This is a genomic window from Corynebacterium sp. UMB9976, assembly GCF_030212265.1.
In the GTDB taxonomy this organism is placed as follows: domain Bacteria; phylum Actinomycetota; class Actinomycetes; order Mycobacteriales; family Mycobacteriaceae; genus Corynebacterium.
This window is the reverse complement of the sequence record NZ_JASODY010000002.1, coordinates 22,723-44,688: the sequence shown is the minus strand read 5'-3', so window position 1 is coordinate 44,688 and position 21,966 is coordinate 22,723. Positions and strand designations below refer to the sequence as shown.

19 protein-coding genes are annotated in these 21,966 nt (G+C 66.4%); 17 read left to right on the top strand and 2 right to left on the bottom strand.

Going from position 1 to position 21,966, the window contains the following annotated elements; translation table 11 throughout:
- Positions 1–76 precede the first annotated feature (76 nt).
- The 12 genes from murC to QP140_RS01820 all read left to right on the top strand — a co-directional run bounded on the left by murC (position 77) and on the right by QP140_RS01820 (position 13,111).
- On the top strand, positions 77–1,540 hold the full coding sequence (gene murC, locus QP140_RS01875; protein WP_284757801.1) for a UDP-N-acetylmuramate--L-alanine ligase: 1,464 nt from the start codon (positions 77–79) through the stop codon (positions 1,538–1,540).
- Between the two features lie 5 nt (positions 1,541–1,545).
- On the top strand, positions 1,546–2,310 hold the full coding sequence (locus QP140_RS01870) for a cell division protein FtsQ/DivIB (protein ID WP_284757800.1): 765 nt from the start codon (positions 1,546–1,548) through the stop codon (positions 2,308–2,310).
- Positions 2,311–2,553: 243 nt separating this feature from the next.
- The gene (gene ftsZ, locus QP140_RS01865) at positions 2,554–3,819 is read left to right on the top strand and encodes a cell division protein FtsZ (RefSeq protein WP_284757798.1); all 1,266 of its coding nucleotides are present in this window, start codon (positions 2,554–2,556) and stop codon (positions 3,817–3,819) included.
- 5 nt (positions 3,820–3,824) lie between these two features.
- Positions 3,825–4,559: a peptidoglycan editing factor PgeF gene (gene pgeF / locus QP140_RS01860; RefSeq protein WP_284757797.1), complete on the top strand. Its 735-nt coding sequence runs from the start codon at positions 3,825–3,827 to the stop codon at positions 4,557–4,559.
- Positions 4,556–5,266 carry a YggS family pyridoxal phosphate enzyme gene (locus QP140_RS01855; RefSeq protein ID WP_284757794.1) on the top strand — a complete coding sequence of 237 codons (711 nt, stop codon included), beginning with the start codon at positions 4,556–4,558 and terminating at the stop codon, positions 5,264–5,266. The genes pgeF and QP140_RS01855 overlap by 4 nt, the downstream gene beginning before the upstream one ends.
- 56 nt (positions 5,267–5,322) lie before the next feature.
- Positions 5,323–5,883: a cell division protein SepF gene (locus tag QP140_RS01850; RefSeq protein ID WP_148812057.1), complete on the top strand. Its 561-nt coding sequence runs from the start codon at positions 5,323–5,325 to the stop codon at positions 5,881–5,883.
- Between the two features lie 6 nt (positions 5,884–5,889).
- The gene (locus QP140_RS01845) at positions 5,890–6,177 is read left to right on the top strand and encodes a YggT family protein (RefSeq protein WP_070758022.1); all 288 of its coding nucleotides are present in this window, start codon (positions 5,890–5,892) and stop codon (positions 6,175–6,177) included.
- 180 nt (positions 6,178–6,357) lie between these two features.
- Positions 6,358–7,428, top strand: a complete 1,071-nt coding sequence (locus tag QP140_RS01840) for a DivIVA domain-containing protein (protein WP_284757792.1) — start codon at positions 6,358–6,360, stop codon at positions 7,426–7,428.
- A 5-nt stretch (positions 7,429–7,433) separates the two neighbouring features.
- Complete coding sequence (locus QP140_RS01835; protein ID WP_168167033.1) at positions 7,434–7,598, top strand: hypothetical protein; 165 nt, start codon at positions 7,434–7,436, stop codon at positions 7,596–7,598.
- A 277-nt stretch (positions 7,599–7,875) separates the two neighbouring features.
- Complete coding sequence (ileS, locus tag QP140_RS01830) at positions 7,876–11,070, top strand: isoleucine--tRNA ligase (protein WP_284757790.1); 3,195 nt, start codon at positions 7,876–7,878, stop codon at positions 11,068–11,070.
- A gap of 6 nt (positions 11,071–11,076) precedes the next feature.
- A complete protein-coding gene (locus QP140_RS01825) occupies positions 11,077–12,498 on the top strand; it encodes a DNA polymerase IV (protein WP_284757788.1) in 1,422 nt (473 codons plus the stop codon).
- A gap of 88 nt (positions 12,499–12,586) precedes the next feature.
- Entirely contained in the window at positions 12,587–13,111 is a 525-nt protein-coding gene (locus QP140_RS01820; protein ID WP_284757787.1) for a hypothetical protein, read from the top strand.
- Between the two features lie 49 nt (positions 13,112–13,160).
- Here the strand turns inward: QP140_RS01820 and QP140_RS01815 are convergent, their stop codons facing one another.
- A complete protein-coding gene (locus tag QP140_RS01815; protein WP_284757785.1) occupies positions 13,161–14,081 on the bottom strand; it encodes a DUF6263 family protein in 921 nt (306 codons plus the stop codon).
- Between the two features lie 38 nt (positions 14,082–14,119).
- Here QP140_RS01815 and lspA point away from each other — a divergent pair, with 38 nt between their 5' ends.
- Genes lspA through rarD form a run of 4 tightly spaced genes read left to right on the top strand, consistent with a single transcriptional unit; the run spans position 14,120 to position 17,083 of the window.
- Positions 14,120–14,623, top strand: a complete 504-nt coding sequence (gene lspA / locus QP140_RS01810) for a signal peptidase II (protein WP_284757783.1) — start codon at positions 14,120–14,122, stop codon at positions 14,621–14,623.
- Complete coding sequence (locus tag QP140_RS01805) at positions 14,620–15,564, top strand: RluA family pseudouridine synthase (RefSeq protein WP_284757782.1); 945 nt, start codon at positions 14,620–14,622, stop codon at positions 15,562–15,564. Before lspA ends, QP140_RS01805 begins: the two co-directional genes overlap by 4 nt.
- Entirely contained in the window at positions 15,554–16,177 is a 624-nt protein-coding gene (locus QP140_RS01800) for a hypothetical protein (protein WP_148812049.1), read from the top strand. The genes QP140_RS01805 and QP140_RS01800 overlap by 11 nt, the downstream gene beginning before the upstream one ends.
- 3 nt (positions 16,178–16,180) lie before the next feature.
- Complete coding sequence (gene rarD / locus QP140_RS01795; protein WP_284757779.1) at positions 16,181–17,083, top strand: EamA family transporter RarD; 903 nt, start codon at positions 16,181–16,183, stop codon at positions 17,081–17,083.
- Here the strand turns inward: rarD and QP140_RS01790 are convergent.
- Complete coding sequence (locus QP140_RS01790) at positions 17,080–18,264, bottom strand: amino acid deaminase/aldolase (protein WP_284757990.1); 1,185 nt, start codon at positions 18,262–18,264, stop codon at positions 17,080–17,082. The genes rarD and QP140_RS01790 overlap by 4 nt on opposite strands.
- Before the next feature lie 68 nt (positions 18,265–18,332).
- Between QP140_RS01790 and dnaE the strand changes: the two genes are divergently transcribed.
- Entirely contained in the window at positions 18,333–21,899 is a 3,567-nt protein-coding gene (gene dnaE, locus QP140_RS01785) for a DNA polymerase III subunit alpha (protein ID WP_284757778.1), read from the top strand.
- The last annotated feature ends 67 nt before the right edge of the window (positions 21,900–21,966 follow it).

Below are 21,966 nucleotides of genomic sequence, written 5' to 3'. Positions count from 1 at the left end.
AGGTGGCCTCTCCCGGCGCGACCACTACGACACCCCTTTCAAGGCAATAGCCCTTCCCACGAAGATTGAGGATCCCATGACCACGCAGCCTGAACAGATTGATCTGAGCCGCACCCACATGGTGGGCATCGGCGGGGCCGGGATGTCCGGCATCGCCCGAATCCTGCTCGCCCGGGGCTACAGCGTCACCGGCTCCGACATGAAGGATTCCCGCAGCGTTCTGGCGCTGCGTGCAGCAGGGGCGGAGGTCGCTATCGGACACGACGCCGCCAACGTCACCGGTGGCGCGGCACTTCCGACGGTTGTCGTGACCTCCTTCGCCGCGATTCCGCAGGATAATCCTGAGCTCACCGCTGCCCGCGAGGCCGGGATCCCCGTCGTCCGCCGCTCCGACGTGCTCGCCGCCCTCATGTCCGATCGCCGGGCGTTCCTACTGGCGGGCACCCACGGGAAGACCTCCACGACCTCGATGGCGGTGGTGGGCGTGCAGGCCGCCGGCCTCGATCCTTCGTTTGCCATCGGCGGGCAGTTGAACCGCGCGGGTACGAACGCCCACCACGGCACCGGGGAGATCTTCATCGCCGAGGCCGACGAATCCGATGGCTCGTTCCTCTCCTATAGCCCGGAAGTTGCGGTGATCACGAACATCGAGCCGGATCACCTCGACTACTACGGCACGGAACAGGCCTATGTGGCGATCTTTGATGAGTTCGCCACGAAGGTCACCCCGGGTGGCTACCTGGTGTGCTGCCTCGACGACCCGGGCGCTGCCGCGCTGGCAGCCCGGGTTCGCGCCGCGGGTTCGGCGCCCACAGTGTTGGGTTACGGCACCCGCGCGGCCGTCGACCAACACCCGGATATCCCGGCCGCCGCGATTATCGAGGAGATGCGCCCCGACGCACGTGGTACGGCTGCGAAGGTTCGGTTCACCCTGCCCGGCCAGGAGGAACGCTGTGAGGACATCCGCGTGGCCATCCCGGGGGCACACATGACGCTCAACGGGGTCGCCGCGATCACCGGCGGTGCCCTCTTGGGCGCGGACCTGGAGAAGGTCATCGCTGGGGTGGCCGATTTCGACGGGGTGCGCCGCCGTTTCGAGTACCACGGTGAGGCCGGTGGCGTGCGGGTCTACGACGATTATGCGCACCACCCGACCGAGGTCACCGCGGTGCTCACCGCCGCTAAGGAGCTGGTCGAGGCGACCGACGCCGGACGCATCATCGCGGTATTCCAGCCCCACCTGTACAGCCGCACCATGAACTTCGCCGCTGAATTCGCACGTGCCCTGTCCTTGGCGGACGAGGTTGTTCTGCTGGATATTTTCGGCGCGCGTGAGCAGCCGGTGGAGGGCGTGGATTCCCGCATCATCGGTGAGAAGCTGACCTGCGACTGGCACTTCCAGCCGGACTTCTCCGCTGTTGCGGAGCAGGTCATCGGCATCGCGAAGCCGGGGGACGTGGTGCTCACCATCGGTGCTGGCACGGTCACCATGCTCGCCGATGAGATCCTGCGCTGCGGCCGGGAAGCGCAGGGGGAGTAGGGGCCATGGCGGAAGAAAAGACCACTCGCGTTCGGCGCGGCCCCCGTAGCGCGGGAGCGCAGGCCCGGGAACGTCGCAGGCGAAGCAAGCACGCGCGGCGCCGGTGGGCGTTTGTGGCAGTGCTCGCCGTCGTTGTCGCGTGGGCGGTGCTCTTCTTCTTCCCGGTTCTTACCGTCAAGAACGTCGACGTCCAGGGAGCCAAAAACGCTGACGCCCAGCAGGTCAGCGAAGCGAGCGGGGTGGGCCAGCAGAGCAACATGCTGCGCCTGGATACCGAGCAGGTCGCCCGGAACGTCGCCCCGACGCCGTGGGTGAAGAAGGTAACCGTCTCACGCAGCTGGCCGAGCACCGTGACAATTCAAATCACCGAACACGAGGCCGTCGGCGTGCTCGACGAGGGTGGGGAGACATCCCTGATCGACCGGGACGGCAAGGTCTTCCTTAAGGGGCCGGCCCCGGAGGGTGCGGTGCCGTTTACCAAGGTCAAGGACGGCGACACCCGGGCACTGGCTGCCGGTGCGGCGGCGGTGAATGCGCTGCAGCCGGAGAACCGCAAGCAACTGGTGGAAGTCGCGGTGCCGAACGCTGAGGCGGTCGAGATGACCTTCGAGCTGCCCGCCCCTAAGGGGGAGGCCAAGCCCCGCAAGGTCGTGTACTTCGGTGCAGCCGAGCAGCTGACGGAGAAGGCCGAGGCGGTGCGCGTGGTGCTGCAGCGCGAGCAGCCCACGTGGAACGTGTCCAATCCCGCCATGCCGACAGCCCGGGATTAAGTGGGATTTTTCCGCCGCGTTGGGGTTGGCGCGGCGCTACTGAAGCGCGTGTGACTAGTGTGACTCATGTGCCGATAATCGCAGGTCGGAACCTTAAAGTAGAACTTTAAAGATACGACACGCTCCCGAAATGTGCGCCAAATCCTTGGCCCCACGGGTCAAGATGGAAGGCAACGAAAAGGCTCCACACATTAGCGCGGACCTTTCCCCGAAGGCTCGCGCACAAGGAAGGCGGAAAACTTTATGACAACTCCTGGAAACCACCTCGCAGAAATCAAGGTGGTTGGTGTCGGCGGCGGCGGAGTCAACGCCGTCAACCGCATGATCGACGAGAAGCTGCAGGGCGTGGAGTTCATCGCGATCAACACCGACGCGCAGGCTCTCATGCTCACCGATGCCGATGTGAAGCTGGATATCGGGCGCGAGGAAACCCGTGGTCTTGGCGCCGGCGCCAACCCGGATGTCGGCCGCAAGTCCGCCGAGGACCACAAGGATCAGATCGAGGAGATCCTCGCTGGTGCGGACATGGTCTTCGTCACCGCCGGTGAGGGCGGTGGCACCGGCACCGGTGCCGCCCCGGTCGTCGCAAACATCGCGAAGAAGCAGAACGCCCTGACCGTGGGTGTCGTCACCCGCCCGTTCACCTTCGAGGGGCCGCGCCGCACCAAGCAGGCCCTGGCGGGTATCGAGGAGCTCCGCGACGTCTGCGACACCCTCATCGTCATCCCGAACGACTCCCTGCTGAAGCTCTCCGACGAGCAGCTGTCCATGATGGACGCCTTCCGCAAGGCAGACGAGGTGCTGCTGTCCGGTGTCGAGGGCATCACCAAGCTGATCACCACCCCGGGCGTGATCAACGTGGACTTCGCGGACGTCCGCTCCGTCATGACCGACGCCGGCTCCGCCCTGATGGGCATCGGCACCTCCCGCGGTGAGCAGCGCGCCGTCAAGGCCACCGAGGCCGCGATCAACTCCCCGCTGCTGGAAAACACCATGCAGGGCGCCAAGGGCGTGCTGCTCTCCTTCGCGGGTGGCTCCGACCTGGGCCTGATGGAGGTCTCCGAGGCCGCATCCCTGGTTCAGACCATGGCCGACGAGGACGCCAACATCATCTTCGGCACCATCATCGACGACCAGCTCGGCGACGAGGTTCGCGTCACCGTCATCGCCACCGGCTTCGACGACTCCCCGTCGGCATCCTCCAGCGCCCAGCGCGGCGGGGCTGCCCACGCTGCCGAGAACCGCGGCGCCAGCATCTTCGGTGACTCCGAGGCCCCGCGCGTCGAGGCTGAGCCACTGCAGGAGGCCGCACCGGCCCAGCCAGCGACCCCAGCAAGCGAGCCGCGCCAGGAGCGCCAGAGCTCCTTCGCTGCCCGCGAGGGCCGCGCAGGTCAGAACCCCGCACGCGGCGGCGGCCTGTTCACCTCTGACGAGTCGGCTCGCCCGCGCCACGAGCGCACCGACGGCCCGGACGAGGGCGACGACCTCGACCTCCCGTCCTTCCTCTAACAGCGATGGCTACGGCACGCCCGACCGAGCGCCCCGTCCGGATGGTGTTTACCACCCGTGACGGTGGCGTTTCCGAGGCTCCCTACTGCAGCTTTAACCTGGGAGATCACGTCGGGGACGACCCGGCGGCGGTCGCCGCCAACCGCGGACGACTCGCCGAGATCCTGGGGCTCGACGCGGAGCGCTTCATGTTCATGGAGCAGCTGCACACCCCGACGGTCACGGAGGTCACCGCGGACATGGTGGGGTCGGGGCCCGTGCCGGCCTCCGACGCTCTCGTCACGACGCTGCGGGACGTCCCGCTGGTCGTCCTGACTGCCGACTGCGTCCCCCTCCTGCTCGCCGATCAGGACGCCCGCGTCATCGCCGCGGTCCACGCCGGGCGGATCGGGGCCCGCAACGGCATCGTTGCCCGGGCCGTGGAGCGCATGGTGGAGCTTGGCGCCAACCCCGCCGCGATCCATGCGGTGATGGGGGCTGCGGTCAGCGGCGAAAACTACGAGGTTCCGGCCGACATGGCGGCGGACGTGGAGTCCCGCCTGCCTGGGGCGAAAACCCGTACGAAGCAGGGGACCACCGGGCTCGACATCCGGGCGGGCATCGCCCGCCAGCTCGAAAGCCTCGGCGTGGGCGCGGTGGACATCGACCCGCGTTGCACCATTGCCTCCGAGAACCTGTTCAGCTACCGCCGCGAGGGAACCACCGGTCGCCAAGCTGGCGTAATCTGGATGCCATCATGACAAGCCCAGATGGAGATAAGGCCCGCGCCCAGCGGGCAGAGCAGCTGGCGGAGAACCTCCGAGCCGTGCGGCAGCGCATCGCCGTGGCCGGGGGAGCAGACCTCCTGCCGATCACGAAGTTTCACCCGGTAGAAGACATCGAGCTCCTGCGCGCCGGCGGCATCCACGCGGTCGGGGAAAACCGCGAACAGGAAGCCAAGCGCAAGGCCGCTGACCTGGCGGGAAGCGTCGAGATCCACATGGTGGGTCAGATCCAGACCAACAAGGCCAACTCTGTGGCTCGGTGGGCCGCCGCTGTCCACACCGCGGACTCGGAGCGCCTCATTAACGCCCTCGAACGCGGCGCCGACCTGGCGCTGGAGCGCGGCGACCGGGCGGAGAAGCTGCCGGTACTGGTGCAGTTCAGCGCCGACGGTGACCCCCAGCGCGGCGGTGCCCCGGAGGACCAGATCGACCAGCTCGCGGACCTGGTTGCGGGTTCGGAGCACCTCGAGCTGCGCGGCCTCATGACCGTCCCTCCTTTGGGCAGTGACCCGGCCGAGGTCTTCGCCCGCGGCCGCGCGCTGCTGGACGGCATCAGCGACCGCGTTCTGGGCGCGCCGGTGTACTCCGCGGGCATGAGCCACGACCTGGAGATCGCTATCGGCGAGGGCTCCACGTTGGTGCGTGTCGGTACGGACATCATGGGCCCGCGACCAGTACGTTAACGAACAACGAATACCCCAATAAACAGTGATTGCAGCAAGCGAAAGGAAACCCAAGCATGGCTGAGGGCTTTGGCGATAAGTTCAAGGAGTTCTTCGGGCTCGGGGGCGTAGAAAGCTACGAGGACCCTTACTACCGGGATAACTTCGAAGAGCGCCCCGAGCGCACCGAGCGCCACGAGCGTGAGGACCGTTCGGCCGGACGCTACGACTCCGATCACTACGGTTCCTACCGCCCCAGCGAGCGACGCTCCGAGGCTGGCTCCTCTCACGGCTACAGCTCCGACCGGGAGCACGCGGCCCCGGCACGTTCCCGCTACGGTGCCGCCGAGCGTGAGGCTGCCCCGGCACAGAAGAATCCGATGGTTATCCGCCTGGCGCTGAACGAGTACAACCAGGCGCGCGAGATCTCCGAGGCGCTGAAGACCGGCGACGTCGTCGTCTTCAACCTGGGCGGGATGGAGAAGTCCGCCGCAACTCGCGTGCTGGACTTCGCCGCAGGCCTGAGCCTGGGCCTGGATGCCGAGCTGAAGAAGCTGGGTGGGGTTCGTAACTTCGTGCTGATCCCGCACGGCATTGAGCTCGAGCAGTCCCAGCTGGATCAGCTGACGGAGGGCTGATCCCGAGTGGTCAACCTCATCGGAGCACTCATCCTGCTCGTCCGCCTTTTCACGCTGCTCCTCATCGTGCGGATCATCGTGGAGATGGTGCAGTCCTTCTCCCAGAATTGGCGCCCGCAGCGCTGGTTCATCATGCTTGCCGAGCCGATCTTCGCGATCACCGATCCGCCGGTCAAGGGGCTGCGTAAGCTCATCCCGCCGCTGAATATGGGCGGGGTTGCCCTCGACGTTTCTGTCTTGGTGCTGTTCTTTGGTTTGCAGATTCTCACGATGATTCTGTACTCCCTCCTCTAGCGAGGAATCCCGGGAGCACCCGGCCAGGGCGATGGTTTTTCAGAACTGGTGAAGAAAACCACCTCTTGATAGGAACAAAGCCTTTTCGCGCTGGTATGGTGGAATACAGTCTTTCTGAAGAATAAAACCATCCTGCAGACAGGCATTGCCGAAAATAACCGAGAGCGAAGGGAAGTATTGATGGCGCTCACACCAGCTGACGTTCACAATGTTGCGTTCAGTAAGCCCCCGATTGGTAAGCGTGGCTACAACGAGGACGAGGTCGATCAGTTCCTCGACCTCGTTGAGGACACCCTCGCCGAGCTCCAGGACGAGAACGCTGAACTTCGCAGCCAGGTGGGCGACGGTGGCCAGCCGGTCGCTGCCGCAGCGGACATCAAGGTCGACGAGGAGGCACTGCGCAAGCAGATCCGCTCCGAGGTTGAGGCCGAGGTCCGCGAGGAGGCTCGCCGCGAGGCTCAGAACACCCAGTCCAAGGGTGCTGCCGAGGTCTCCGGCCTGCAGTCCAAGCTGCAGGAGGCGGAGCAGCGCGCTGAGGCCGCTGAGCGCCGCGCTCAGGAGGCTGAGGAGAAGGCCAAGAAGGCTCAGCAGGATGCCGAGGCCGCAAAGTCCCAGGCTGGCAAGGCTGCCCCGCAGGCTTCCGGTGTCGCCGGTGGTGCAGCTGCCAAGGGCGCTGCCACCGAGGACACCCACATGCAGGCCGCCCGCGTGCTGTCCCTGGCTCAGGAGATGGCTGACCGCCTCACCAACGACGCGAAGACCGAGTCCAACGCCATGCTGGATGAGGCCCGCGCCGAGGCGAAGAAGACCCTGGATAACGCGGACTCTACCGCGAAGAACCAGCTGGCGGACTCCCAGAAGCGTTCCGAGGAGCAGCTCTCCGACGCGAAGACCCGCTCCGAGAAGATGCTGGCCGACGCGAAGCAGAAGTCCGAGACCCAGCTCTCCGACGCGAAGCAGAAGTCCGAGACCCTGGTCTCCGACGCCAACGCTCAGGCAGAGGCCACCGTGCGCCAGGCGCAGGAGAAGGCCAACGCCCTGCAGCAGGACGCCGAGCGCAAGCACACCGAGATCATGACCACGGTGAAGAAGCAGCAGACCGCTCTCGAGGCCCGCATCGAGGAGCTGCGCACCTACGAGCGCGAGTACCGCACCCGCCTGAAGACCTTCCTCGAGTCCCAGCTTGAGGACCTCAACAGCCGCGGCACCGCAGCGCCGAAGGCCGTCGAGGGCGAAGGCGAGCGAAACTAGCGATCATGCTCGTGGCCTCACTGGGCCTCGCGGTCCTCGGATTTGCGGCACTCCTGGTGGCGCTCTACCTGGGCTCAGTCACCTGGGCCTGGATCTGCGTGATCATCGCAGCCATCGGAGTCCTGCTCTCCATCGCGGAGGCCATCCAGCACCGTAAGAGCAAAAAATAACTACATAGCTTTACCCCTAGGGTTGGCAGCCACACCGAGCCAACCCACCGCGAGGACCCGGCCATCACCGGCGAGCGTCTCGGAAGAACAGCCCCCACGAGGGATGCCCAGTAGAACCGAGCGGAGTCGCGTTCCGTACAACAACGCAAGATAAGAGGAAGCCTTTCCAACGGGCGGGTGGCGCCCACGGAAGGCTTCAAGCAGGGTGGTACCGCGAATCCTCGTCCCTGTGCTTGAAAGAAATTTCATTTTAAGCACCAGAGACGAGGATTTTCTTATGGCTACACCAGCTGGCGGCGTCTACCCCCGCGTGGACATGAGCGGCGGGGGCAGCAACTTCCCGGCCATGGAAGAAGAGGTACTGAAGTACTGGAAGAAGGACAATACCTTCCAGGCCAGCCTCGATAACCGCAAGGACAACGAGGAGTACGTCTTCAACGACGGCCCGCCGTTCGCCAACGGCCTGCCGCACTACGGCCACCTGCTCACCGGCTACGTCAAGGACATCGTCCCGCGCTACCGCACCATGGTCGGCTACCACGTCCCGCGCGTCTTCGGCTGGGACTGCCACGGCCTGCCTGCCGAGCTGGAGGCGGAGAAGCAACTGGGCATCAAGGACAAGGGCGAGATCGAGTCCATGGGGCTCGACCGCTTCAACGAGTACTGCGCCAAGTCCGTCATGCACTACGCCGATGAGTGGGAGAACTACGTCACCCGTCAGGCTCGCTGGGTCGACTTCGACAACGGCTACAAGACCATGGACCAGGACTACATGGAGTCCGTCATGTGGGCTTTCAAGGAGCTCTACGACAAGGGCCTGATCTACCAGGGCTTCCGCGTGCTGCCGTACTCCTGGGCCGAGCACACCCCGCTGTCCAACCAGGAGACCCGCCTCGACGACTCCTACCGCGACCGCCAGGACCCGACGGTCACCGTGACCATGCCGTTCACCGGCGCACGCGAGGGCTACCCAGCCACCAAGACCTGGGAGGCACACCCCGAGCTGCACGACGCCGCGGCCATCGCCTGGACGACGACCCCGTGGACGCTGCCGTCCAACCTCGCCCTGGCCGTCGGCCCGGAGATCGAGTACTCCCTGGTCAAGGTCGGCGACGACGGTGCGGAGGGCTTCGTCGGCGCGAAGCTGCTGCTGGCTAGTGCACTGCTGGGTGCCTACGCCAAGGAGCTGGGCAAGGAGCCAGAGGTGCTGGCGACCTTCACCGGCGCTGAGCTTGAGGGCCTGGAGTACACCCCGGTCTTCGATCACTTCGCTGATCAGGACAACGCCTTCATGGTGCTCGTCGCGGACTACGTGTCCACCGAGGACGGCACCGGTGTCGTCCACCAGGCCCCGGCCTTCGGTGAGGACGATATGGACGTCTGTAAGGGCTACGGCATCGACCTGGTCATCCCGGTGGACGCCGACGGCAAGTTCACCTCCCTGGTGCCCGAGTACCAGGGCACGCTCGTCTTCGACGCCAACCGCGACATCATCCGCGAACTGAAGGCCAAGCAGCGCGTCCTGCGCGCCCAGACGATCGTCCACTCCTACCCGCACTCCTGGCGCTCCGGCGAGCCGCTGATCTACATGGCTCTGCCCGGCTGGTTCGTGAATGTGCTCGAGATCCGCGACCGCATGGTGGAGCTCAACCAGCAGATCGAGTGGATCCCGGAGCACATCCGCGACGGCCAGTTCGGTAAGTGGCTGGAGGGTGCCCGCGACTGGAACATCTCCCGCACCCGCTACTGGGGCTCCCCGGTCCCAGCGTGGGTTTCCGATGACCCGCAGTACCCACGCGTGGACGTCTACGGCTCCATCGAGGAGCTGGAGGCCGACTTCGGCGTCCGTCCGAAGTCCCTGCACCGCCCGGACATCGACGAGCTGGTCCGCCCGAACCCGGATGACCCGACCGGCAAGTCCATGATGCGCCGCGTCCCGGACGTCCTCGACTGCTGGTTCGAGTCTGGCTCCATGCCTTTCGCCCAGTACCACTACCCGTTTGAGAACGTGGCGGCCTTCGAGGAGGAGCAGCCGGCGGACTTCATCGTCGAGTACTCCGGCCAGTCCCGCGGCTGGTTCTACGTCCAGCACGTACTCTCCACCGCGCTGTTCGACCGCCCGGCGTTCAAGAAGGTCGTCGCCCACGGCATCGTCCTGGGCTCCGACGGGCTGAAGATGTCCAAGTCCAAGGGCAACTACCCGGACGTCAACGAGGTCTTCGACCGTGACGGCTCCGACGCGATGCGCTGGTTCCTCATGTCCAGCCCGATCCTGCGTGGCGGTAACCTGATCGTCACCGAGCAGGGCATCCGCGAGGGCGTGCGCCAGGCGCTGCTGCCGATCTGGAATGCGTACAGCTTCCTGCAGCTCTACGCCTCCGAGGAGGCGCGCTGGTCCGTGGACTCCGATAACGTGCTGGACCGCTACATTCTCGCCAAGACCCACGACCTGGTGGCCAACGTGGACAAGGCCCTGGCCGATACCCGCATCGCGGACGCCTGCGACGAGGTGCGTCAGTACGCCGACATCCTCACCAACTGGTACGTGCGCCGCTCCCGTGACCGTTTCTGGGCTGGCCAGGAGGCTCACCCGGAGGCCTTCGACACCCTGTACACGGTGCTCGAGGTGGCCACCCGCGTGACCGCGCCGCTGCTGCCGTACATCTCCGAGGTCATCTGGCGTGGGCTCACCGGCGAGCGTTCCGTCCACCTGGCGGACTACCCGAAGGCCGAGGACTTCCCGGCCGACGCGGAGCTCGTCGACGCGATGGATGCCACCCGTGCGGTCTGCTCCTCGGCCAGCTCGGTGCGCAAGTCCAATAAGCTGCGCAACCGTCTGCCGCTGCCGAAGCTCACGGTCGCGTTGCCGGAGTCTGCACGGCTCGCGGACTTCGCCGCCACCATCCGCGACGAGGTCAATGTCAAGGACGTGGAGTTGACGGATGACGTCGACTCCGCGGGCAGCTTCGAGGTCGTCGTCAACGCGAAGGTTGCGGGCCCGACGCTTGGCCGTGACGTCCAGCGCGCGATCAAGAACGTTAAGGCGGGTAACTACGTCCGCGACGGCGAGAACGTCGTCGTCGACGGCGATATCGTCCTGACCCCGGAGCTGTACACCGAGCGCCTGGTGGCGGAGAACCCGGACTCCACCGCGCGCGTCGCGGGCCCGGGTGGGGTCGACGGCCTGGTGGTCCTCGACACGACCGTCACCCCCGAGCTGGAGGCCGAAGGCTGGGCAGCGGATGTTATCCGTGGCCTGCAGGACGCCCGCAAGAACGAGGGCTTCGAGGTCTCCGACCGCATCAGCCTGCGCCTGTCGGTGCCGGCGGAGAAGCAGGACTGGGCTAAGCAGCACATCGGCCACATCGCCGAGGAGGTCCTTGCGGTGGAGCACGAGGTGCTCACCGGCGAGAAGCTGGGCCACGAGATCGTGGCCGGCGTGACCGCCGAGGTGGCAAAGGTGGCTCGCTAAGCCGCCATGCGCTGGGTCGCCCACATCGACATGGACGCGTTCTACGCGTCCGTGGAGCAGCTGACCCGGCCGACCCTGCGTGACCGGCCCGTCCTTGTGGGCGGGATGTCCGGGCGCGGGGTTGTGGCCGGGGCGAGCTACGAGGCGCGCGTGTACGGCGCGCGCTCAGCCATGCCGATGCACCAGGCGATCCGGCTGTGCCGCAACCGGGCGATCGTGGTCCAGCCCCGGTCGGTGCTGTATAAGACCATTTCCCGGCGAATCTTCCAGGTCATCGCCGAGCGCGCGGGCGTGGTCGAGCAGCTCTCGGTCGACGAGGGCTTCGCCGAACCACAGGGGTTGGCCGATGCCGCGGCCGCCCGGCGGTGGGCCGAGGGCCTCCAGCGCGCGGTGGAGGAGGCCACGGAGCTGCCATGCTCCATCGGGATTGCGAGCACCAAGCTGGACGCGAAGATGGCCAGCGACCTGGCCAAGCCCCACGGCATCTTCGTGGTGGAGGACCGGATGGCCACCTTCGGGCCGCGCCCCGTGGGCGACCTGTGGGGGATCGGTCGGGTCGCTCAGGCCAAGCTCGCCGACGTGGGCGTGTACACGATTCAGCAGTTCGTGGACATGGACCCCACCGACGTGAAATCACTGCTCGGCAAGGTCGGCCTTGAGGTTCAGGTCATGGCCGGCGGTGACGACCCCCGGCCCGTGGCCCCACGGGCGGAGGCGAAGCAGATCAGTGCCGAACAGACCCTGCCGGTGGACGCGCGGACCTACCGGGACGTGCTGAACATCATGGAACTCTCCGCCCGGCAGGCCTATCGGCGGCTGCGCAAGGACGGTCGGGCCGCACGCACTGTCACGGTGAAGATCCGTACCAGCGACTTCGCGCTGCACACCCGGTCAACCACGCTGCCCGCACCAACCGATGACTTCGAGCAGTTGTTGCGCGCCGCCCGCGCGGTACTGCCGCGCCCGGAGGACTCCGGCGCAGTGCGGCTGGTGGGCGTGGGATTTTCCGGACTCAGCCACGACCGGCAGGAGATGCTCTTCCCAGAGCTCAGCCACCCCGCGGTGCCGCACCTGAGTGCTACGACCGTTAGCGGCCCGGGGGTGATCCCGGCGGAGGCCGACGCAGCTGGCGAGTCACACCCCGGGGGTGCGGGGGAGCAGTCGGAAAACCGGTGGAAACAGACCCAGGACGTCTGGCACCCGGATTACGGGCATGGCTGGGTGCAGGGAAGTGGGGTGGGCGTGGTGACGGTGCGCTTTGAGACCCGCGAAACCGGTCCGGGACGCATCGCCACCTTCGGCACCGACGACCCGAAGCTCCAGCCCGCGGACCCGCTGGACAGCCTGGCCTGGGATACGGCTGCGGATGATGACGGCGGGCAGCTGGAGCTCGGTGGGGAAGACCCGACTGAGCCCCGCCCGGAATGAGATCCGGCGCACACCAACGCCTGCGGAAGCGGGCTTTGACACCCAGGCGAGTAGGATCAGGGCTTTGACACCCCCGCGTCGAAGGAGAATGTTGACCGTGAAGATCTGGAAGTCCGTGGCCGTGGCAACCGCTGCCGTCGCCGGCCTCACGCTGACCGCCTGCGGCTCGGAGGATGCGGATAACGCAGCCACCACCGAGCAGACCACTGCCAGCAGCGCACCGTCCTCCACCGCACCGGAGGAGAAGCTGCCGACCCCGCAGGAACTGCAGGAGGTCCTCCTCAAGGCCGTTGACCCGCGCGTCCCAGCCGAGGAGAAGGTCAATTCCGTCGTGGATGGTGACCAGGCTCCGGAAATCTTCGAGGCGCTGACCCGCAGTCAGAGCGAGGCTCAGGCGAAGCTCGAGGTCGTGGACCCGGTGCTGCCGGGCGTGCTGCCGGATATGGCCGAGGCCACCATCAAGCTGCAGGCGCCGGAGCGGGACACGCAGGTCATCAGTGGAGTGGAGTTCGTCCACGAGGATGGCAAGTGGAAGCTGGACACCCGCTGGGCGTGCACCCTCGTCGAGACGGTCCTGCCGGAGCAGGTCCCGCCGATGTGTAAGGAGCTCTAAGCTCCCCACGCCCTGGGCTCTGCTCCCTGGGCCTTAGGCTGTCAACGGCCTACTTCCATTCGCTGCGCGACGTGATGGTCTGCAGTACGCGCAGCGGGGCGTCGTCCTTGCCGTAAGTGACGGTCGTTTCCACGCTGACCTTGCCCTCGGCGGGCAGCGGGCGGGTGAGGTCGACGGTGATCCGTCCCTCGGAGGTTGAATCCGCCTCCAGCACCTTCAGGTCCGTATCCGCCAGGCTCGCGACCGCCGGTCGGCGCTTGGCCGCGACGTCGAGGATGACCTTGTCGCCGTCCCGCTCCACGAGCGTGTACGTCAGCTCCTGGCGCAGGGAGACCCCCTCGTCCACGCGCCCGCTGACTGTCCACTTCGCGCCCGGGCCCACTTCCTCCTCGGGGAAGACGATCGGCAGGTCACTCATCTGCGTCAGAGCCTGCTCCACGCTGGCCCGAGCCCCGTCCGTGGCGCCTTCGGGGGCGCCGAAGGAGCGGGTCTTCACCCGGCCGCTGGGCTCCATCGTCTGGTGCATCTCGAAACCCTCGGCGGAGGCCATGTCCTCGTTCAGCTCCGCGTTCGTCCCGTCCGGGCGCCCCACCACGACGGTCGTGGCGATCTCCTCGCCCTCCTCGTTCGCCGTGGCGTTCAGTGGCAGGTCCATCGTGACATCGCCGTAGGGGACGTCCTCGCCCTCGCCGTGGGCGGTTTTCTGCTCCAGCCCCTGGGTCGCCGAATAGGTCAGCTCCTGGGAAGCCTCCTCCTCGCCGATGCGGTAGGCGAGGGTTGCGCGGGGGCTGTTGCCGGGCTCAAGCAGCTGCACGCGCACGCCCTCGACCGGCGCCTCGACGGCCTCTGGGCTCGACGAATCAGCAGTGCACGCGGCCGTGCCGAGGAGTCCGAGGGAACACATCAAAGCGGCGATCGCGCGCCGGCCGGTGCGGTGGGAGCGGGTGCGTGAGGGAGTAAACACGGTCATAACCGTAGCAGTTTGCAGCTCAAGCTAGACTTGCTGGAGTGAAGCAGCAGAGTAACCGAGGAACCGTGACCGCCGTGGCCCTGGCGACCCTGGCGGTTGTGGTGATCATCGACCAGCTGAGCAAGTGGCTGGCCGTGACCACCCTGCCGCCGCGCGAAGCCGTGCCGGTGCTGGGGGATTGGTTCCGTTTCTTGTTGGTCCGCAACCCGGGGGCGGCATTTTCGATGGGTACGGACGCCACCATCGTGCTGGCATTCGTCCAGCTCATCGCGGTGGGTGTGGCGGTATTCCTCGCCTTTCGAGCCCGCACCGGGCTTGGTGCCCTGACCATTGGGCTGATCGGGGGAGGGGCGGCCGGCAACCTGATCGACCGCATTTTCCGGGAGCCGGGCGGTATGCACGGCCACGTCGTGGACTTTTTCAGCTTCTGGAACTTCGCGATCTTCAACGTGGCGGATATCGCCATCACCGTCGGGGTAGTCCTCTACCTCGCCATCGTTTTCATCGTTGAGCCCCGAACAGAAAGGAAGGCAGCGCAATGACCGAACGTGAGCAGCGGATGATGCCCGTGCCGGACGGCCTGGCGGGGATGCGTGTCGACGCAGGCCTGTCCAAGCTGCTGGGTTTGTCCCGGACGGTGGTGGCCGACCTCGCGGCGGCGGGGGACATCACCTCCGAGGGCAAGGCGCTGGGCAAGTCCGACCGGCTTGTTGCCGGCCAGTGGCTGGACGTCACCCTTCCCGCTCCGGAACGCGACCTGGCTGCCGAGCCACCCCAGCTCGTCGAGGGTATGGACATTCTCTATTCCGACGACGACGTCATCGCCGTGAATAAACCCGTCGGTGTGGCAGCACACCCGACCTTGGGCTGGGAGGGCCCCACCGTGACCGCGGGCCTGGCGGCCGCGGGTTTCCGTATCTCTACCTCCGGGCCCCCGGAGCGCAAGGGCATCGTCCAGCGGCTCGACGTGGGCACCTCCGGGGTGATGATCGTCGCCGCCAGCGAGCGGGCCTATACCCACTTGAAGCGCGCCTTCCGCAACCGCGAGGTGGAGAAGATCTACCACGCGCTGGTGCAGGGCCACCCCGACCCGACCTCCGGGACCATCGACGCCCCGATCGGGCGCCACCCCTCGGCGGGTTGGCGCTTCGCCGTGCGCGACGATGGCAAGCACGCGGTGACGCACTACGACACCCTGGAGGCCCACCGGCAGGCCAGCCTGCTGCGGGTGAACCTGGAGACCGGCCGGACCCACCAGATCCGCGTGCATTTTTCCTCCCTGCACCACCCGCTGTGCGGCGACCCCATGTATGGCTCGGACCCGGAGCTTGCCGAGAAGCTGGGCCTGATCCGCCAGTGGCTGCACGCGGTTTCCCTCCGCTTCGAACATCCCACGGGCCGAATGATGCAGATCGATAGCCCGTACCCGGCGGACCTCCAGCAGGCCCTGGATAGGCTGCGGGAGGCCAACGATGGAATCTAGGTCTCCGCAGGTGGTCAAGCCCAACCGCGCCCGCCAGCGGGAGCTGGACTGGGAGGATACCCGCCGACCCGCGTGGGTCGCGTGGCTCGGCGGGCTCTGCGCCATAGCCCTGCTCGTGGGGATCATGGTGATGGCCCAGTCGGACCGCACCAGTAAGCCGATGCACATTAATGGTGACCAGCTGGGGCCGTTCTACATGTCCGACCAGGCATACGAGGAACACTCCCGCCAGCTCCTTGACGAGGCCGAGGGGAACGAGCCGCGCTGGGCACTGGTCTCACCCGCCACGGCGATGGCGCCAAAGGACTTCGCCAAGGTCTTCGACATCCCGCACGCGGACCGGGTGCGTGTGTCCACGCTGCTGATCGGCCCGGTGGTCCAACGCCCAATCCCGGAGCCGGCCGCCGGGCTGCGCCGCGAGGACGTCTTCACCATCGCCACCGAAGGGCTGGAGGGGGAGAAGGTCGCCATCAACGGCGCCCTTGTCTACGCCGCGCCCGCCGAGCTCAAGGCGATCGCGGAGAACCCGAAAGTCATGGCCGTCGAACCGGCCCCGGTGGACGCAGCCTATGGTCGTATGGGTATCCGCGCCGTGACGCACGAGGAGGAGTAGCCCATGCTGTGGGGTTTTGCCGCGTACATCATGTGGGGATTCTTCCCCGCATTCTTCCCGCTGCTGGAACCGGCCGCGCCTGTGGAGATCCTGGCGCACCGCTTCATCTGGACCCTGGTCTTCGTGCTGCTGCTCCTGCTGGCGCTGCGCCGCATCAAGCTGCTGCGCGAGATCACGCCCCGCGAATGGATCCGGGTCGCGGTGGCTTCGCTGCTGATCTCCGTGAACTGGGGACTCTACATCTACGCGGTCAACAGCGGTCACGTCGCGGACGCCGCGTTGGGCTACTTCATCAACCCGCTGGTCTCCGTCGTGCTGGGCGTGCTGCTGCTGCGCGAGAGCTTGCGTCCGATGCAGAAGCTCTCGGTAGCCATCGCCGCCGTGGCGGTGGTGATCCTCACCATCGCGCTGGGGCAGCCACCGATCATCTCATTGGGGCTGGCCCTGAGCTTCGGCTTCTACGGTCTGGCGAAGAAGCGCATGCGGTTGGAACCACTGCAATCCCTGGCCGCTGAGACGATGGTGCTTGCCCCCATTGCCGTGATCTACCTGCTGTGGTTGGGTCCGGAGTCAACCTTCACCACCGAGGGTGGCGGACACACGGCTCTGCTGATGGTCGCGGGTGTGGTCACCGCCCTGCCGCTGCTGGCCTTCGCCCGCGCCGCCCAGGAGATGTCCCTGACTTCGCTGGGCATGATCCAGTACCTCACCCCGGTCATGCAGATGCTCTGGGCCGTGTTCGTCACGAAGGAACATATCGAGCCGATGCGTTGGGTGGGCTTCTCCATCATCTGGGTGGCCGTGGTGATCTTCATCATCGACATGGTCATCCAGACCCGCGCCACCCGGCGCAACGCCTCCCTGGAGAAGATCGGCAAGGTCACTCCAGCAGCTGAGGAAGACTAGACGAAGGCCTGCCCCTCGCCCCGGTAGGTCGGCCACCGGTCCACGATCTGACCACCGGACACGACGATCACCTCGTCGAACCACTCCGCCTGCTCGCCGGCCTTCGCGTGGCGGAACCACACGTGATCTCCCAACTGCAGGCTTTTAGCCGCAGGTCCCTTCAGCGGGGTCTGTACCTCGCCAGGGCCCTCCAGTGGGGCCATGCGCAGGCCAGCGGGGTAGTCCACCGTTGGCAGCCGGTCCGACCCCGGCGGCCCGGAGGCCACCCGGCCACCACCCGCCACCGTCACCACATCGGCGGCGGGGCGGCGCACCACCGGCACCACAAACCACTGCGCCGGATCCGGTTGGAAGCTCTTATAGCGGTCGAATAACCCGGGGGCCAGCACTCCCGAGCCCGCACCGATCTCCGTGATCACTGTTTCCGCCGAGGTAGTCTCGATCGACCCAGTGCCCCCGCCGTTGACGAACTCCAGCGGCGGTTGCCCCGCGCTCGCCAGGAGCTGCTCCACGGCTCGGACAATCTTCCCGCGCCGGGTGGCCAGCTCCCGGGTGGAGATCCCCTTCATCACCGAGATCGCCGGGGAGCTATCCGTGGTCCCGGCGATCTGCCCCTCGTAAGCCATGAGACCCACCAGCCGGAACCCCGGCCGGGAGGTGACGACCTCCGCCAGCCGCCGGACCTGCTCCACGGAGTGGGCCGGGGAACGCAGTGCCCCCACGTGCACCGGCCCCATGGCCAGGCTGGCGTCCACGTCGATGCACACCCGAATCTCCCCGCGTTCGGCACCGGAACCAACCTCCTCGGCCACTGCCTCGTCGATGAAGTCCAGGTGGGCCGGAGAATCCACCATCACGGTGATGGACTCCCGGAGCGTGCGGGACGCGGCGAGTGTGCGCAGCGCCTCGCGGTGGGTGGTGGGGTAGGCGACCAGGACGTCGTCGCTGACCCCGGTCTCGACCAACCAGATGGCCTCGGAGAGGTGGAAACCCAGCACCCCGGCGTAGCCGGGCAGCTCCAGCACGCGGCGCAGCATCTCGCGGATGCGCACCGACTTGCTCGCAAGCCGGATCGGGGTGCCATTCGCACGGCGGACCATATCGCGGGCGTTGGCGAGCGCGGCGTCGAGATCCATGACAGCGAACGGGGCGTCCAGATGGGCAACGGCAGACCTGGTCAAATACTTCACGGGGCAAAAGCTTAGCGCCCGAGTTTCGTGGTGTCCGGAAAACGATAGGATATCCAGTTATGAGCCGCTCGTCTTTCGTCCACCTGCATAATCACACGGAATACTCCATGCTCGACGGCATGGCGAAGGTAGACATGCTCGCCGAGGAGGTTTCCCGCCAGGGGATGCCCGCGGTGGGCATGACCGACCACGGCAACATGTTCGGCGCGGATGCCTTCTACCGCACCATGACGGCGGCCGGGATCAAACCGATCATCGGCATCGAGGCCTACATGGCCCCCGACTCCCGCTTCAACATGAACCGCGTGCGATGGGGTAACCCGGAGCAGAAGAAGGACGACGTCTCGGCTTCCGGCGCGTACCTGCACCAGACAATGCTCGCCGAGAACGCCACCGGCCTGCGCAACCTCTTCTACCTTTCCTCCATGGCCTCCTACGAGGGCCAGCTGGGCAAGTGGCCGCGCATGGACGCCGAGCTCATCGCCGAGCACGCCGAGGGCGTCATCGCGACCACCGGCTGCCCCTCCGGCGACGTGCAGACCCGCCTCCGCCTTGGCCAGTTCAACGAGGCCCTCGAGGCCGCGGCGATGTGGCAGGACATCTACGGCAAGGACAACTTCTTCCTCGAGCTCATGGACCACGGGCTGGAGATCGAGAAGCGCGTCCGCGACGAGCTGCTGGAGATCGGCCGCAAGCTGGACCTGCCGCCGCTGGTCACCAACGACTGCCACTACGTGCTGGAGAACCAGGCCGCCGCCCACGAGGTCATGCTGTGCGTGCAGACCGGCTCCACCATGGACGAACCCACCATCGACGAGGGCGGTAAGCGCTTCGCCTTCAGCGGTTCCTCCTACTACATCCGTACCGCGGAGGACATCCGCAACCAGTGGGACCATGTCGTCCCGGATGGTTGCGATAACACCCTGTGGATCGCCGAGCGCGTCCAGGACTACGGCGAGATCTGGGAAGAACACCCCTACGACCGCATGCCGGTCGCCGAGGTTCCAGAAGGCCACACGCCGACGTCCTGGCTGACCCACGAGGTCATGCGTGGCCTGGAGGAGCGATTCAACGGCGGCCCGGTGCCGCAGGAATACATTGACCGGGCCGAGTACGAAATCGGCGTCATCGACATGAAGGGCTACCCTTCCTACTTCCTCATCGTCGCCGAGCTGATCAAGTACGCCCGCTCCGTCGGCATCCGCGTCGGCCCCGGCCGTGGCTCCGCCGCAGGCGCCCTGGTGGCCTACGCACTGACGATCACGAACATCGACCCCATCGAGCACGGCCTGCTCTTCGAGCGCTTCCTCAACCCGGAGCGCCCGTCCGCGCCTGATATCGATATCGACTTCGACGACCGCCGCCGTGGCGAGATGATCCGCTACGCGGCGGATCGCTGGGGCGAGGACAAGATCGCCCAGGTGATCACCTTCGGCACGGTGAAGACCAAGCAGGCGATTAAGGACTCGGCGCGTGCCTGGTACGGGCAGGCGGGCTTCCAGATGGCTGACCGGATCACCAAGACCCTGCCGCCGGCGATCATGGCTAAGGACATCGAGCTCAAGGGCATCAAGGACCCGGAGCACCCGCGCTACGCGGAGGCCGCCGAGGTCCGTCAGCTCATCGACACCGACCCGCAGGTCAACAAGATCTACCAGGACGCCCTCGGGCTGGAGGGTGTGGTCCGCCAGGCGGGCGTGCACGCCTGTGCGGTGATTATGTCCTCCGTCCCACTGCTGGACTGCATCCCGATGTGGAAGCGCAAGCAGGACGGCGCGCTGATTACCGGCTGGCCCTACCCGGCCTGTGAGGCCATTGGCCTGTTGAAGATGGACTTCCTGGGCCTGCGCAACCTCACCGTCCTCGGCGATGCCATCGACAACATCAAGAAGAACCGTGGCGAGGACTTCGACCTCGAGGGGCTGTCCACCGAGGACGATGCGACCTACGAGCTGCTCGCCCGGGGCGACACCCTGGGTGTGTTCCAGCTGGACTCCGGTGGCATGCAGGAGCTGCTCAAGCGCATGAAGCCCACCGGGTTCAGCGATATTGTCGCCTCCCTGGCCCTGTACCGCCCGGGCCCGATGGGCGTGAACGCCCACTGGGATTACGCGGACCGCAAGAACGGGCGCAAGCCGATCACCCCGATCCACCCGGAGCTGGAGGAGCCACTCAAGGAGATCCTCGACGAGACCTACGGCCTGATCGTCTACCAGGAACAGATCATGAGGATCTCCCAGAAGGTGGCGAACTACACCGCGGGTGAGGCAGACGGCTTCCGAAAGGCCATGGGTAAGAAGAAGCCGGAGGTCCTGGCCCAGCAGTACGACAAGTTCTGGTCGGGCATGCAGGCAAACGGCTACTCCAAGGAGGCCATGGACGCCCTGTGGGGCACCATCGAGCCCTTCGCCTCCTACGCGTTCAATAAGTCCCACGCCGCGGGCTACGGCCTGGTCTCCTTCTGGACTGCCTACCTGAAGGCTAACTACACCGCGGAGTACATGGCCGCGCTGCTGACGAGTGTCTCCGATAAGAAGGACAAGTCCGCCATCTACCTGGCCGACTGTCGCCACCTGGGCATCAAGGTGCTCTCGCCGGATGTCAACGAGTCCGCTTTCACCTTCCAGTCCGTCGGCGAGGACATCCGCTTCGGCCTCGGCGCGGTGCGCAACGTCGGCGAGGACGTCGTCGAATCCATCATCGCCGCACGCGAGGAGAAGGGGGCGTTCAAGGACTTCTCCGACTACCTGGACAAGATCGACGCCGTCGCCGCCTCCAAGCGCGTGACCGAGTCGCTGATCAAGGCGGGCGCCTTCGACTCCCTCGGGCACCCGCGCAAGGGCCTCGTCCTCGTCCACGAGGACGCCGTCGATGCCGTCGTCGCGACGAAGAAGGCCGCCGCCAAGGGACAGTTCGACCTCTTCGCCGGCCTCGGCGCCGAGGAGGCCGGGGACGTCTTCAAGGTCGAGGTCCCGGACCAGGAGTGGGAGCGCAAGCACGAGCTCGCCCTGGAGCGCGACATGTTGGGCCTCTACGTCTCCGGCCACCCCCTCGACGGTTTCGAGGACGCCCTCGACGCCCAGGTCGACACCCCGCTGCCCACCGTCCTGTCCGGCGAGCTGCCGAATAACAAGGACGTCAAGATCGGCGGCATCATCTCCAGCGTCGAGCGCCGCGTGGACCGCAACGGTGCGCCCTGGGTCATCGCCACCCTCGAGGACCAGCACGGCGCGCAGGTGGAACTGCTCGTCTTCGCAAAGACCTACCAGATGGTCGCCCCGCAGATCGTGGAGGACAACATCGTCCTGGCCAAGGCGAAAATCCGCTACCGCGACGACCGCATGAGCATCTTCTGCGAGGATCTGAAGTCCGCCGAGCTCTCCATCGGGGCGGGCACCGGCGTGCCACTGCGGCTGAACATCCGCGTCGACCAGGCCACCCCGGAGAACATGCAGCGCCTCAAGCAGGTGCTCAGCAACAACAAGGGAGACTCGGATGTCTACCTCACCCTCGTCGACGGCGAGCAGGAGGTGCAGTTCCTGCTCGGTCCAGAGATGCGGGTGACCAAGTCCCCGGCGCTGATGGGGGACCTGAAGGCCAGCACCTGGGAGGGTATCTTCGCCTAACAGCCCAGGTAGCCCCGGCCCTCACGGCTGCCCAACCACGAGCACACCACGAGCAGGAAAACAACAC

Bases quoted from the DNA above. Each gene is read 5' to 3' on its own strand.
- QP140_RS01840 (WP_284757792.1), top strand. From the start codon at position 6,358: ATGGCGCTCACACCAGCTGACGTTCACAATGTTGCGTTCAGTAAGCCC.
- QP140_RS01825 (WP_284757788.1), top strand. From the start codon at position 11,077: ATGCGCTGGGTCGCCCACATCGACATGGACGCGTTCTACGCGTCCGTG.
- QP140_RS01855 (WP_284757794.1), top strand. From the start codon at position 4,556: ATGACAAGCCCAGATGGAGATAAGGCCCGCGCCCAGCGGGCAGAGCAG.
- ftsZ (WP_284757798.1), top strand. From the start codon at position 2,554: ATGACAACTCCTGGAAACCACCTCGCAGAAATCAAGGTGGTTGGTGTC.
- dnaE (WP_284757778.1), top strand. From the start codon at position 18,333: ATGAGCCGCTCGTCTTTCGTCCACCTGCATAATCACACGGAATACTCC.
- QP140_RS01815 (WP_284757785.1), bottom strand. From the start codon at position 14,081: ATGACCGTGTTTACTCCCTCACGCACCCGCTCCCACCGCACCGGCCGG.
- ileS (WP_284757790.1), top strand. From the start codon at position 7,876: ATGGCTACACCAGCTGGCGGCGTCTACCCCCGCGTGGACATGAGCGGC.
- QP140_RS01835 (WP_168167033.1), top strand. From the start codon at position 7,434: ATGCTCGTGGCCTCACTGGGCCTCGCGGTCCTCGGATTTGCGGCACTC.
- QP140_RS01805 (WP_284757782.1), top strand. From the start codon at position 14,620: ATGACCGAACGTGAGCAGCGGATGATGCCCGTGCCGGACGGCCTGGCG.
- pgeF (WP_284757797.1), top strand. From the start codon at position 3,825: ATGGCTACGGCACGCCCGACCGAGCGCCCCGTCCGGATGGTGTTTACC.
- QP140_RS01850 (WP_148812057.1), top strand. From the start codon at position 5,323: ATGGCTGAGGGCTTTGGCGATAAGTTCAAGGAGTTCTTCGGGCTCGGG.
- QP140_RS01820 (WP_284757787.1), top strand. From the start codon at position 12,587: ATGTTGACCGTGAAGATCTGGAAGTCCGTGGCCGTGGCAACCGCTGCC.
- murC (WP_284757801.1), top strand. From the start codon at position 77: ATGACCACGCAGCCTGAACAGATTGATCTGAGCCGCACCCACATGGTG.
- QP140_RS01800 (WP_148812049.1), top strand. From the start codon at position 15,554: ATGGAATCTAGGTCTCCGCAGGTGGTCAAGCCCAACCGCGCCCGCCAG.
- rarD (WP_284757779.1), top strand. From the start codon at position 16,181: ATGCTGTGGGGTTTTGCCGCGTACATCATGTGGGGATTCTTCCCCGCA.
- QP140_RS01870 (WP_284757800.1), top strand. From the start codon at position 1,546: ATGGCGGAAGAAAAGACCACTCGCGTTCGGCGCGGCCCCCGTAGCGCG.